The sequence below is a fragment of the Blastocatellia bacterium genome (assembly GCA_016713405.1).
Classification (GTDB): Bacteria; Acidobacteriota; Blastocatellia; order Chloracidobacteriales; family JADJPF01; genus JADJPF01.
Genome location: JADJPF010000020.1, coordinates 310,363 through 323,495 on the forward strand (window position 1 = coordinate 310,363; position 13,133 = coordinate 323,495).

Consider the following 13,133-nt stretch of genomic DNA (forward strand, 5'->3'; position numbering starts at 1 on the left):
CTATGTCTAATCGATTAAAGATAAAGCTACTTACAATATTCGTGTGTTTTTTGATATTAGCAATTGTGCCTAATCAATCATATTTGTTCAGTAAAAAGTTTTATTTTTCTCCTTATCAAGTAACAGGAGCAAATTCACCAAAAATAACTAGGGTAACACCTAATAAATTTTCTTTAGCTGGAAATGTAGAAATTGTTGTAGAGGGAGAAAATTTTTCTGCTAACTCGTTGGTAGTTTTAGGAGATCAAGTTATTTCAAATACTACAATTAGCGAAAAAGAAATAAAATTTTTAGCTCCTAGCCAAGATTTGGCTGGAAATGTAACTTTATCAATACAAAATGCTAACGGGTTAGCACAAACTGAACTCCAAGCACTTGCCAAAAATACAAATGAGTTACAAGGAGGTGAAATTACTACTTTACTTGCAACTAAAGCTGCTTTAGGGAATGGACAGTTAGCCAGCAAAATAAGCTTAAACACTTCTACTAAAATAGCAGTTGATAAAGATGGGAATATTTTTATTGCAGATACAATTAATCATCAAGTTCGCTTTATAGACGCTAAAACAGGAATTATTAATTTAGTTGCTGGAATGGGAGTTGCTGGTTTTAGTGGTGATGGACAACTAGCTTTAACAGCTAAACTTAATAGTCCAATAGATATTGATGTAGATGATGATGGAAATATATTTATTTTAGATTCTGGTAATTTGAGAATCCGCAGAATAGACAACCAAACAGGGATAATTACTACATTTGCTGGCAATGGAACTTTTGGTTGTAGTATTGCATTTTGTGGCGTTTTTGGTAACGGCGGCCCGGCTACAGAAGCTAGCGTAGTTGCTGAAGCCATAAGTATAGATTCACTAGGAAATCTATTTCTTATAGAATCTGGTTCAGGCTTTAATTGCATTAGAAAAGTAGATAAACAAACAGGTATTATTACTGGGTTTGTTGGTGCTTGCTCAAAAGAAATTTTTATGCCCTGTGATGTAGAAGATGAAGAAGATTGTATGTTTTTTATTGATATTGCGTCGGATAAAACAGGTAATCTTTTTGTGATTAATTCAAGAAACGATTCTATTGATAAAATAGATTCTGCGACTAGAGAACGAACGATTTTACAACGCTATGACCGATTTAATAACCGAATCCCAAGACTTAGTTCTATTGCAGTTGATCAAGAAGGGAATATTTTGCTAGCCACTATAAAAAATACAATTATTAAGCTAGATGGAAAAACAGGAGAAATGCTTTCAACCATTGCTGGTAATGGAAAACCAGGTTTTAGCGGGGATGGTAATTTAGCAACAGAAGCTAGCTTTAATTTTTTGGATATTTTTTTAGAGGAAGAAGTGTCTTTAGATGTTGATGGTATAGGCAATATTTTTATTTCCGATGTTGGAAATAACAGAATCCGTAAAATTTCGGCTAGTACAAACATAGTGGAAACAACTGCTGGACTAGACCAAGTTATAACTGAACCAGCAGAAAATACTTTTCTAAATCTATCTTATATAAAAGTAAAAAACGGCAAGCTTTATACTTCAGATTTTTTTAGTAATTCTGTAAAAGCCTTAGACTTAAACACAGGCCAAGTAACACTTATTGCTGGTAATGGACAAGATGCTTTTGCTGGTGATGGAGGATTAGCCACACAAGCAAGTTTAAGTTTTCCTCAGGGTATAGCAATTAATAATAGAGGAGATGTTTTTATTTCTGATTCAGATAATGGGCGTGTCCGAAAAGTAGATGCTCAAACAGGCATTATTACTACATTTGCTGGTGGAGAATTTAGCGGATCAATTAAAGATGGAGTGCTAGCAACCCAAACCCGTTTACTTCAACCACGAGATTTAGCCTTTGATTTAGCAGGAAACTTACTTATTTTAGATAACCGGGTAATTAGAAAAGTAGATGCTAAAACTAATATTATTAACACAATTGCTGGTGGTGGAAATAGTTCTAGTGATGGAGTTTTAGCCCTAGAAGCTAGTTTAAATGATCCAGTCAGCATAGCAGTAAATTCTGTTGGAGATGTTTTTGTTGCTAGTTTTGGAGACAAGAAAGTCCGTCAAATAGATGTCCAAACAGGAATTATTACTACATTTGCTGGTAATGGAGAAACGCAATTTAATGGAGAGGCAATACTTGCAACACAAGCAAATCTAGGAGTACCTACAGGACTAGCTTTTGATGAACAAGACAACTTATTTATTAGTGATACTTTTAACAATCGGATAAGAAAAGTAGATACTCAAACAGGAATTATTACTACTGTTGTAGGAAATGGTTCTTTAGGTTATAGCGGGGATAATGATTCTGCTATAGGTGCTAGTTTGGAGAATCCTGGAATAATTGCTTATGACAAAGGGAAGCTATTTATTTGTGATCAAGTAATAAATCCTAGTAGCTCTGGTCTTTTCTTTGGCGAATTTAACCGAGTTGTTAGAGTGGCTAAAGTAGGTGCAGAAGATGACTTTGGCCTGTTTATAACAGAAAGTCCTAATATTTTTCTTAACCAACAAAACCGAAAAAAATTTGTAGTTAATATAAATAAATTAGGTATATTTGATGATACGGTTACAATAACTCCACCACAAAATCTACCCTTAGGAATTAGTTTTATTCCTACAAAACCTGTTAAAACTAGTACAAGTGCTAATTTTAAGATCAAAATTACAGAAGAATTTCCTTGTGGCAATAGCAAATTTACTTTTGTTGGGCAAGATTCAAAAGGTCGAAAGAGAAACGTTGAGTTAAGATTAATCTTGCAACGTCAAGATTGTATTAGGTAGCTGTAACGATAATTGCCAAAGCTGCAAAAAATAGCTTGAAAAAATTTAATTGCTGTTTTAGCATACCAACAAATTCATAAACACCTGTTATCAATATCTAAAAATTTTATGCAAAACACAAGATTTAGCAATTTCAGATTTACTTTCCGCTTCTCCTTTAGGGAGCAGCGGACGGCTAAGACTTGTGCAAAGGAAATAGATATTTAGTTAGAAATTAATAGCACAAAAAGTTTTAGACTGGAACCGACTGCGAACATTTAAGTAAAAATCGCAGTCGGTTTTGTTTTTATGGGCTACTTTTAACAAATCTAAAAATCTCTCGAAAGGAAAAAAACAATGAATATTGAAGATTGCAGAGCAGAAATAGACGCTGTAGACGAAAAAATTATTCATTTGCTAAATCGCCGTGCTGAATTAGTAGCAAAAATTGGCGAAATAAAACAACTTCAAGGACTACCTATTTATGATCCAGCTAGAGAAAACACTGTACTTTCAAATATTTATAATGCTAATAAAGGCCCTTTAGACAATGAAACACTAGAGAAGTTTTTTAAGCAAATTATTGCTAAATCTAAGCTTATAGAAAGCAGTTACATAGAAACTACTCTAGCTTCTTAACTTTAGTAACAAAAGGGTTGCAAATTATGACATATGTAGCATTTCAAGGAGAAACAGGAGCATTTAGCGAAGAAGCTGCTATTTCATTATTAGGTTCACAAACTCAATTACTTCCTTGCAGTAGCTTTGAATCAATGTTTGATAGCGGCCTTCAAGGAAAAGCAGATATGATTCTTGCTCCGCTAGAAAATAGTTTAATTGGCTCTATTTCACGATGTTATGACCTACTTTTAGAAAGTTCTTTACAAATTATTGCCGAAGTTGTTCACCCTATTCATCATTGCCTAATAGGTTGTCAAGGGTCGTCTTTTGAAGATATAAAAACCGTAGAATCACACCCAGCAGCCTTAGCACAATGTGAAAAGTTTTTTGCCGCAAATCCAAAAATCAAAGCTGTTGCAACAAATGACACTGCGGCAAGTGTGCGACGGGTTATTGAAAGATCTGACCCAACTATTGCAGCCATTGCTAGTTATCGAGCTTGTTTAATTTATAAAGGCAAACTTTTAGGTCAAAATATAGAAGACAATAGCCAAAATTTTACCCGGTTTGGACTACTTACCTCTAAGGAAAAGGCTAGCAAAAAAGCTACTAAATTTTCTATACCTAATAAATTATCCTTAGCTTTTTATCCATCAAAAGCCGACAATGAGCTATGTAGATTATTGCAATATTTTACTGATCATAATGTAGAGCTATTAAAAATAGAGCCTCGACCAATCAAGGGACGACCTTGGAACTACTCATTTTGCTTAGATTTAAGGGCTTGTCTTAAAAAAGAGCAATTAAAAAATATTTTAGAAACCCTTCAAAGCCAAGGTTACAATCTGCAATTTTTAGGGTTTTATCCTGAAATGTTAATGCCTAAGCAAAATTAAGTGGAGAATCAAAAATGCTTATTAAAATGCTAGAAAGTGCTACAGAAAGCCAAATAAATTATTTATTAGAAAAAATAAGAGAGCTTGGATTTCAGCCCTATACAAATTACAGTAGTAATTCTATGACAATTGCAATAACAGGAAATGGAAATTCTGACAAATTAAAAACCTTATCCAATGAATTAGGAGTAGATATGCTTGTACCAACAACACACCCTTTTAAGCTTGCTAGTAGACAAAACAGATCTCAAACCTCAGTTGTTGATGTAAGAGGTGTAAAAATAGGCGGAAAAGAAGCTGTAGTAATAGCCGGCCCTTGTTCGGTTGAATCCCGTGAACAGCTTTTAGAAACAGCTATTGCAGTAAAAGCGGCTGGAGCAGTAATGCTAAGAGGAGGTGCTTATAAACCTCGTACTTCTCCTTATGATTTTCAAGGTTTAGGAATAGAAGCTCTTGAACTCTTAAAAGAGGCCAGACAGATTACAGGACTTCCAATTGTCACTGAAGTAATGAGCGAATACGACGTTGAAATAATGAGCGAGTATGCAGATATGATACAAGTTGGCGCAAGAAATATGCAAAACTTCGCTTTGTTACGCCGTTTAGCAAAGCTTCAAACGCCAATTTTATTAAAGCGCGGCCCTTCAGCAACAATTAAAGAATGGTTGTTAGCTGCTGAATATTTGCTAGCAGGTGGAAATGAAAAAGTTGTTTTATGTGAAAGAGGAATAAAAGGTTTTGATACAGAGTTACGAAACACGCTTGATTTAGCCGCAGTTGCCCAAGCTAGAGAGCTTTCACACCTGCCTATTTTGGTTGATCCTTCTCATGCAACAGGTAAAAGAAGTTTAGTTGCTTCACTTTCAAAAGCAGCTTTAGCAATGGGTGCAGATGGGGTTTTAGTTGAAGTTCATCCTTGCCCTGAATTTGCTTTGTCTGACGGCCCACAATCGCTAGATTTTCAAGGCTTTGCCGATATGATGTATCAATTAACAGAACCAAATCGCCCTGTTGCTAGTCCAAAAACTTGGATGGTAGAAGCAAATATAGCTCAAGTTGTAGCCTAAGAGCTATAACTTGAGCTATCAATTGGTTTTCTCGCACGGTTTATTCAATACTAAAAGCTAAGTCATTGTTGATAATTTCGCCAGAAACAACTAACTCAACACGTCGGTTTTGTTGTCGCCCGCCTGCTGTATCATTTGAAGCTACAGGGCTTGTTTCTCCAAAGCCGCGAAATGTAATAGCATCAGGTGCTACGCCTTGTTGACTAAGGAAATCTCGGACGGCTTGAGCGCGGTTTTCTGAAAGTTCTTGATTATATTCATCTGTTCCAACGCTGTCTGTATGACCTTCAACTTGGATTTTTAGGCCAGGATAGGCTAGCAATATTCCAGAAACTTTAGCTAGTTTTTCACGTGCGCCAGGTTTAAGTGTATATTTTCCAGTATCAAACAAGACATCTGACATATTAACAATTAAACCTCTAGCTGTGTCACGTGTTTCTAGGATTAAACTTAATTGTTTGTGTAGTTTAGCCCGTAGTTGAGTTTTTTCATTTTCAGCTTGTAAGCGCAAGCGTTCAGCCTCTTGAGCTTGTAAGCGGAGGCGTTCAGCTTCGGCTAAAGTAGCTTGTTGTTGTGCTAAAGCTTCATTTTTGGCGCGTTCAGCTTCTGCCTTTTGTTGTGCTGCGTGTTTGGCTGCTAATTCAGCCTCCATTTTAGCGCGTTCAGCTTCCATCTTGGCGCGTTCAGCTGCTAAACGCTCAGTTTCAGCTAAAGCCCTGCGTTCAGCTTCTAGGCGGGCTTGTTGCTCTTTAGCCTCGGCTTCAGCTTTAGCTTTAGCTTCTCGTTCTGCGGCAGCGGCTCGCTCATTAGCTAGCTGTTCGGCTTCAATACGTTTAATAGTAATAATTCGAGCATCTTCAGCCGTTTGTACTGCTTCTCTAGACATTGCAGCAACAGGTTTTTTTCCAGATTTGTTTGCTAAATATTTTTTAGCTTGTTCTAAGCTTCTAAGAGCTTTTTCAAATGTTTCTGGAGCATATTTTTCTGCTCCTGCCCAACTAGCAATTTGTACTGCATTTTCAGCTTGGTAAAATTCTAGTGGAATATCATCAGAAAATCTTACTGGTTTAATAGCCATTGGATTTACATTTAATGTATATTGCCCTCTTTGCAGTAGTTCATATTTAGCATCTACTTCCTCTCGATTTCCTTTAGTATCGTGTCTAATAAAGTTTTCCATTACTACTACATCGCTTGGTTGAGTTACTGCATAATAAGGTTCTGCTGTAACAATTAACCCAAATGCTTGAAGTTCAACTGTGGCTGATAGCTTGCTTTCATCGTCATCTAGCAATACTTCGCCAACATTTATTGCTCGGCCTTCAGGCGTAATTGCCCACATTACATAAGTTAAATATTCAGGGCCATATTTTGTTGCTGGCTCAAGTTTATCCATCTTGGCATCAATCTTTAGCACACCTTGTTTACTTTCTACTTTTGCCTCTCCTTTAGCATTTGGCAAAAGGGCTGTACCGCGAAAATCAACCTTTGTTGACCCGCTACGATGTCGATAATTAACCGCTTTTATATTTCTAGCTACTACCGTTACACGATAAATAGGAGTTGTATCTTGTTGATAAATATCATCTTGTTGTATTGTGCGTTGAGTTGCTTTTTGTGTTGGGTTAGGTGCTTGTGAAGATTGAGCAAATAGAACACCAGATAAAGAAACGCTTAACACTAAACTTAAAATAATAGCTTTTACTTTCATTTTTACATTATCCTTTCTTTATTACTTATAATTATTGCGATACTTATAATGTAGCTATATATCGTATAGCTTATATCTGTAGGTTATTTAGCTAGATGTATATAAAGTATTACTTTGCGGGTATTGCTTCAAGATTAGAACTAGAAGTATGTTTGGCTAGGTTTTCTAAGGGAGTAAGTAGCGATTGCCACAAAGATGTATCTCTTTTTAATTGTAGGGTTTTAATTGGTGAAGTGCATAAATGAGCTAAGTCATCATTTAATTCTAATAAGAAAATAGCCTTAGCATTAGTGCGTATGCTGTTGCTACTAACTCTAACTTCAGTTCCTTGAGAGGTAAAAAGAAATATTGCTCTATGTCTACTATCTCCTAATCTACCACCCGATAAAATCCCGCTTCTAGTGGCAGGATTAAGTATTTCAAACTGATATTCATGATTTTGGGTGTTAATAATAACTTGATCAGTTGATTTTAAGTTACGAAAAGGAATTTTTTGTTCATAATTTAGCATAATTATTATCTCCTACGTAGCTCTAAAGTATAGCTACTAGTTAGTTATTGAAAAATAATAATTTATCAATAAGTTAATTCTACTTTTTAACCTCGTTTATTCTGCTTATAGATATATCAAAAGGTGTGCCATAGTTGCAAAATTGTTTGTAACCTGTTGTATATAAATGATTTATATTAAATAATAATTTTAAGAAAAGTTAAAAAGCTAGTTTATCTGTCTGTATAAGGATGTCTGCTATTAATACACTTGTATTGTATTAATACAGAAAAAGAGGAATTTTCTTAAAACTTAAGCTTTGATCTGCAAATAAGACCTTTATAGTTTTTATGCTGTATTATTTTTTGCATTATTTTCTTGTCATATACTTAGGAAGTTAGCCATTTATTTAATTAAATGTAATAATAAAAGGCGGCTAGTTTTATCCAAAAGGCACTAAGCAAAAGCAGTTAAATCTTTCTTAACCAGTTTAAGGAGAATAGTCATGTATTTTATAAGCAAATTTTTAGCAAAAGTTTTTTTTGCTATTAGTCTAGTAATATTTTCTTTTATTAATATTTATGGTCAAACGTCAGGTACTTTAGATGGTACTGTGGTAGATGAAAATAATGTTCCTGTAGATGCTGCATTAGTAGTTGTAACTAATCAAGATGATGGTAGTCCTTATGCGACTAGAAGTAATGCTCAAGGTAAATATGTCTTTTCTTTTCTTGAACCGGGACGTTATACAATTGCAATTGAAAAAACTGGTTATCAAAAGACAGAAAAACTTAACTTTATTATTCCATTAAATAAAACTACTGTCACATTACCACCGATTGTAATTAGGTCTTTAAGTGCGCCTACTCCAAATCAACCAGATCCAAACCAGCCAACTCCAACAACTAATCAGCCTGTTGCTAGTGCTTCGGGAAATGATGTTTTAGTAGAACTTACAGACGCTGCTAACCGAGGTAATTATAATAGTCAACTTTTAACATCACTCCCATTAGCAGGAATTAGGTCTTTTGATCTCTTTGCATTGCTTTCTCCAGGTGTTGCTCCTTCACCAGCTACCACAGGTGCAGCAGGCCCAGGTCTTGGGCCCGGCGTTGGCACTTCTGGACAATTTGCTGTTAATGGTCGTCGCGCTCGTTCTAATAATTTTACAATTGACGGGTCAGATAATAATGATCAAGATATAGGTGTACGTCGTCAAGGGTTTGTTTCACTTGTTCCACAATCAATAGAAAGTGTTAACGAGTTTCAAATTTCTACCCAAGTTTGGGATACAGAATTTGGAAGAAATATTGGTTCACAGGTTAATGCTGTTTCCCGTTCAGGTGGAAATGAATTTCATGGTACAGCTTATGGATTCTTAAATTCTGATAGCTTTAATGCACGAAATTTCTTTGACTTAAAAGGCGGTGCATCAGGTGATAAAGACGAAATTACACGCTCACAAGTAGGGTTTGTTTTAGGTGGGCCAATTGTTAAAAATAAAACTCATTTTTTTGGTTCTTTTGAAAGACAAGATATAAACGCTTCACAAGAACATCATTTTGCTGTACCACTAGCTAATGAAAGAAGTTTTCCTGGCCTTACAACAAACGTTGGTAGAGCAATAGGAGGTATTTTTCCATTACCAAATAATTTAGCTGGCCCTTATGGGGCAACTAATTTTACTCAAATATTACCTAGTAGTGCTAATGGAACAGTATTTTCTGTTAAGCTTAATCAAAAGATAGGAAAAACAGTTTTTACTGCTCGTTATAACTTTACGGATGATGATTCAATTATTCCTAGTGTAGGCAATGCTATAAATGCTTCTTTAGGTACAGATACTCGAACACAAAATCTTTCTTTATTTTTTAATAGCCAATTTTCTCAAACAATTTCTAATCAAATTCGCATTTCCTATGGCCGAACTACGCTAGCTTTTCCTGTACAAGCAGGGAGTCCATTACTTTTTGGTGAAACACCTGCTACTTTAAATTTGCAACAGTTAACTACAGATCTGCAACAGGCTGGAAATATTTTAATTACAGATCCTTATCTAAAACCTCTTACAGCACCTTTTGGTAATTTTGATGCTTTTGGTCGTACCGGCCCTCTAGGACAATTAGTTGTAACTCCTTTTAGTCCAGTAGGTGTAGATCCTTTTACTTTTCCTCAAGGTAGAACAAATAATACTTTTCAATTGGCTGATACTCTAGTAAAAACCATAGGCAACCATACTATTAAATTAGGGGCTGATTTTAGGCGTACACAACTTAATAGTTCCTTAGACCGTAATTTCCGACCACAAGTAGTTTTTACTGGTGGTTTTTTTATTAACCCTAGTTTAGGAGCTAGATTAATTCCTGGTTTAGATGTTGCACTTAGAGCTATACCCTCACAGGTTTTCCAAGCTCTAGCAACTACACCAGATTCAACAATTGGATTACGTTTTAATGAATATAACTTTTTTGCTCAAGATAGTTGGCGTGTTAATCGTCGGCTATCTATAAATTATGGGTTGCGTTATGAATATACTTCTGTACCAGTTGAAGTAAATAACAAAATTGAACAAACCTTTAACCTACAACTACCTGCTTCTAATCCCAATATTGGGAGAACAGACTTTGGACAAACGTTTCAAGGTTTATTTGAAGGCTTTATCAATGATGCAGTAGGCTCACTTAATCGATTTTTAGATGGTAGAGATAAAATATTCCGTCCAGATAAAAATAATTTTAGTCCTAGAATTGGTCTAGCTTTTGATCCATTTGGTAAAAGCACAACTTCTATTAGATTAGGTTATGGTATTTACTACGATCAAATTATTGGTAGTGTTACTAGCCAATCCCGAAATGTCTTTCCAAACTTTATTCCAGTAGTTTTTGATCCATTATTTTCCTTTGATCCACAAGGCAATGTAATTAGTGTTTTAGGAGCTTTTAGAGAAAATGGGTTGTCAGGTATTGGGCGGATAATAAATTTTATTCAACCAGGTACACTTAACACTTTATCTATTAACAGCGATGTATTGAGATTTGCTTTAGGAGAGGTTTTACTTGCAACAGGTGCGCGTAACCCCATAGAATTTAACGGCATGGCATTTGGCGGCCCAAGAGGTGGAGGACTTGCCTTTGTGTTACCAGACGCTAATTTACGTAGTCCTTATAGCCAGCATTGGAATGTTTCTATAGAACATCAATTTGGCCGTGATTTTGTTGCAACTGCCTCTTATGTTGGTTCAACAGGTACTAAGTTAATTAGATCTCGCGCTCCGACCGGGGGGCCACAGTCTTTTGCTATCATAGCTCCTGATACAACTGTACCAACAGGTTTCCGAGCAAACGCATTTGCTCCATCACGCAGGATCCAAACCTCGGGCCATTTACTGTAATTGAATCTTCGGCTGCTTCTATTTATCACTCTCTACAATTATCTATTACTAAACGCTTAAGCAGTGGTTTGCAATTTGGTTCTAGCTATACTTATTCTCACGCAATTGATGAAGTTTCTGACGTATTTGATACAACTGGCACTTTTGCACTTCCTCAAGATGATAATAATTTACGTGCTGAACGTGCTTCAGCAGGTTTTGATGTTCGTCATCGCTCAGTTACTTACTTTAACTATGACTTACCTAGTTTTAGCAAAAATAAATTACTTAATGGATTTCAATTAAATGGTGTGCTTACCTTACAAACAGGACAACCATTTACTGTTAATCAAGTTTTTGATACTAATCGAGATGGTAATTTAACTGATAGATTAGATTCAAATAATTTTGTTACACAAATTGATAAAGGTATCCAACGCCTTAATGATCCAACAAATTCATTTCGCCAAGCAACTGAAATGATTGGTGTAGGTGTTAGAAACGGTGCTTTAGGACGTAATACTTTTCGTGCTGCTGGCGTTGCTAGTTTTGACTTAGCTGTAGTAAAGAAATTTAGTATTTCCGATAGACAATCTTTCTCTATTCGTACAGAATTTTTTAATCTCTTTAACCGAACACATTTTGGTATTCCAGTAAGAATTTTTGGCGCACCATCTTTTGGACGTTCAGTTAATACTTCTCTCTCAGCAAGAACTATTCAATTTGCTGTTAAGTATCAGTTTTAGCCTACTTTAGGAGTAAATAAATTATGTCAAATGAAGAAATGGAACGAGCAATAAATTTCTTGTTAGAGCTAAATGCAAAATTTGAAGTTAAACAGCAAATCTTGCAAGAAAACATGCAACTTATGCAAGAAAACATGAAAGTTATGCAAGAAAATATTCAAGGACTAACAAAAGATGTTCAGCAACTAACTAATGCTGTAGCTATTTTGGCTGTACAAGCAGACCAAGACCGAGCAGAAATGCGAGCATATCAAGCAGAGATGCGAACATATCAAGCAGAAATGCGAACAGTTGTGCAGCAAACAAATTCTGCAATAACAACTTTGTCTAATATAGTTGGTGGGATTCATCAAAGGGTGACTAAATTAGAGGAAAAAATTAATTAATCTTAAGGGATAAATTTTTATGAAAGTGCTAGAACGTTTACGTAGTCGTGCTACTGCTAGTCCTCAACATATTGTGCTTCCTGAAGGTGAAGATCCACGGACTATTGAAGCAGCAGCAGAAATTATTAAAAGTAAAATGGCGCAAGTTACTTTGCTTGGAGATGAGGATAAAATTGCAAAAGCAGCTAAAGAACAAAATATTTCTCTTAGCAATATCCCAATAATTAATCCTCGTCGCTCATCAGATTTTACTAAGTATGTACAGTATTTTTATGAGCTAAGAAAAGCTAAAGGAATCTCTTGGGAAGAGGCAGAAAAAGCCATACAAGATCCACTTTTTTTTGGGAATATGATGGTTAGAGAAAATAAAGCAGACGGCTCTGTTGCTGGTGCTACTAATACTACAGCACACACGGTTAGAGCAGCACTTCAAGTAATAGGACTAAAGAAAAATTTCCGTATTGTTTCTAGTTTTTTTATTATGGTAGTCCCTAATTGTCCTTATGGAGCAGATGGAAATTTTATTTATGCTGATTGTGGAGTAGTAATTAACCCTAATGCAGTAGAGCTAGCAGAAATAGCTATTGCTTCAGCAGAAAACACCCGCGCTTTGCTAGAAGTAGAACCTAAAGTTGCGCTTCTTAGTTTTTCAACTAAGGGTAGTGCAACACATCAATTAGTGGATAAAGTTGTAGAAGCTTTACAAACTATTCGCGCTCGCGCACCACAGTTAAAAGTTGATGGTGAACTGCAAGCTGACGCTGCCCTTGTTCCTAAAGTAGGAGCAAGTAAAGCACCTGGTAGCAGTGTTGCAGGCGAGGCTAACACATTAATTTTCCCAGATTTACAGTCAGGAAATATTGGTTATAAATTAACAGAACGCCTAGCAGGTGCAACGGCCATTGGGCCAATACTTCAAGGTCTTGATAAACCAGCTAATGACTTGTCTCGTGGTTGTAAGGCAGCAGATATTGTTGATGCTGTTGCAATTACAGCAGTTCAAGCCCAAGCAGGAAAATAAAAATTTGTTTGCTAATGCGGCAATTGATTCTAAAAGCCTAGTAATAAA

10 protein-coding genes are annotated in these 13,133 nt (G+C 35.7%); 8 read left to right on the forward strand and 2 right to left on the reverse strand.

Annotated features, from left to right (window positions below):
* Nucleotides 1-2: 2 nt before the first annotated feature.
* The 4 genes from IPK14_19735 to aroF all read left to right on the forward strand — a co-directional run bounded on the left by IPK14_19735 (nucleotide 3) and on the right by aroF (nucleotide 5,361).
* A complete protein-coding gene (locus IPK14_19735) occupies nucleotides 3-2,798 on the forward strand; it encodes an IPT/TIG domain-containing protein (protein MBK7995517.1) in 2,796 nt (931 codons plus the stop codon).
* 336 nt (nucleotides 2,799-3,134) lie between these two features.
* Nucleotides 3,135-3,416: a chorismate mutase gene (gene pheA / locus IPK14_19740; protein ID MBK7995518.1), complete on the forward strand. Its 282-nt coding sequence runs from the start codon at nucleotides 3,135-3,137 to the stop codon at nucleotides 3,414-3,416.
* 26 nt (nucleotides 3,417-3,442) lie between these two features.
* Nucleotides 3,443-4,294 carry a hypothetical protein gene (locus tag IPK14_19745; protein ID MBK7995519.1) on the forward strand — a complete coding sequence of 284 codons (852 nt, stop codon included), beginning with the start codon at nucleotides 3,443-3,445 and terminating at the stop codon, nucleotides 4,292-4,294.
* 14 nt (nucleotides 4,295-4,308) lie between these two features.
* The gene (gene aroF, locus IPK14_19750; protein MBK7995520.1) at nucleotides 4,309-5,361 is read left to right on the forward strand and encodes a 3-deoxy-7-phosphoheptulonate synthase; all 1,053 of its coding nucleotides are present in this window, start codon (nucleotides 4,309-4,311) and stop codon (nucleotides 5,359-5,361) included.
* Between the two features lie 40 nt (nucleotides 5,362-5,401).
* On the opposite strand, the gene IPK14_19755 is transcribed toward aroF, so the two are convergent.
* Complete coding sequence (locus IPK14_19755; protein MBK7995521.1) at nucleotides 5,402-7,072, reverse strand: OmpA family protein; 1,671 nt, start codon at nucleotides 7,070-7,072, stop codon at nucleotides 5,402-5,404.
* Nucleotides 7,073-7,181: 109 nt separating this feature from the next.
* The gene (locus IPK14_19760) at nucleotides 7,182-7,583 is read right to left on the reverse strand and encodes a hypothetical protein (protein MBK7995522.1); all 402 of its coding nucleotides are present in this window, start codon (nucleotides 7,581-7,583) and stop codon (nucleotides 7,182-7,184) included.
* Nucleotides 7,584-8,067: 484 nt separating this feature from the next.
* Between IPK14_19760 and IPK14_19765 the strand changes: the two genes are divergently transcribed.
* The 4 genes from IPK14_19765 to pta all read left to right on the forward strand — a co-directional run bounded on the left by IPK14_19765 (nucleotide 8,068) and on the right by pta (nucleotide 13,085).
* Nucleotides 8,068-10,953 carry a TonB-dependent receptor gene (locus IPK14_19765; protein ID MBK7995523.1) on the forward strand — a complete coding sequence of 962 codons (2,886 nt, stop codon included), beginning with the start codon at nucleotides 8,068-8,070 and terminating at the stop codon, nucleotides 10,951-10,953.
* A gap of 68 nt (nucleotides 10,954-11,021) precedes the next feature.
* Nucleotides 11,022-11,678 (forward strand): hypothetical protein, encoded by a 657-nt coding sequence (locus IPK14_19770; protein MBK7995524.1) that lies wholly within the window; start codon nucleotides 11,022-11,024, stop codon nucleotides 11,676-11,678.
* A gap of 23 nt (nucleotides 11,679-11,701) precedes the next feature.
* On the forward strand, nucleotides 11,702-12,064 hold the full coding sequence (locus IPK14_19775) for a hypothetical protein (protein ID MBK7995525.1): 363 nt from the start codon (nucleotides 11,702-11,704) through the stop codon (nucleotides 12,062-12,064).
* A gap of 19 nt (nucleotides 12,065-12,083) precedes the next feature.
* Entirely contained in the window at nucleotides 12,084-13,085 is a 1,002-nt protein-coding gene (gene pta / locus IPK14_19780) for a phosphate acetyltransferase (GenBank protein MBK7995526.1), read from the forward strand.
* Nucleotides 13,086-13,133: the final 48 nt, after the last annotated feature.

Excerpts from the sequence above, each read along its gene's own strand:
- IPK14_19735 (MBK7995517.1), top strand. The coding sequence starts at position 3 with ATGTCTAATCGATTAAAGATAAAGCTACTTACAATATTCGTGTGTTTT.
- pheA (MBK7995518.1), top strand. The coding sequence starts at position 3,135 with ATGAATATTGAAGATTGCAGAGCAGAAATAGACGCTGTAGACGAAAAA.
- IPK14_19745 (MBK7995519.1), top strand. The coding sequence starts at position 3,443 with ATGACATATGTAGCATTTCAAGGAGAAACAGGAGCATTTAGCGAAGAA.
- aroF (MBK7995520.1), top strand. The coding sequence starts at position 4,309 with ATGCTTATTAAAATGCTAGAAAGTGCTACAGAAAGCCAAATAAATTAT.
- IPK14_19755 (MBK7995521.1), bottom strand. The coding sequence starts at position 7,072 with ATGAAAGTAAAAGCTATTATTTTAAGTTTAGTGTTAAGCGTTTCTTTA.
- IPK14_19760 (MBK7995522.1), bottom strand. The coding sequence starts at position 7,583 with ATGCTAAATTATGAACAAAAAATTCCTTTTCGTAACTTAAAATCAACT.
- IPK14_19765 (MBK7995523.1), top strand. The coding sequence starts at position 8,068 with ATGTATTTTATAAGCAAATTTTTAGCAAAAGTTTTTTTTGCTATTAGT.
- IPK14_19775 (MBK7995525.1), top strand. The coding sequence starts at position 11,702 with ATGTCAAATGAAGAAATGGAACGAGCAATAAATTTCTTGTTAGAGCTA.
- pta (MBK7995526.1), top strand. The coding sequence starts at position 12,084 with ATGAAAGTGCTAGAACGTTTACGTAGTCGTGCTACTGCTAGTCCTCAA.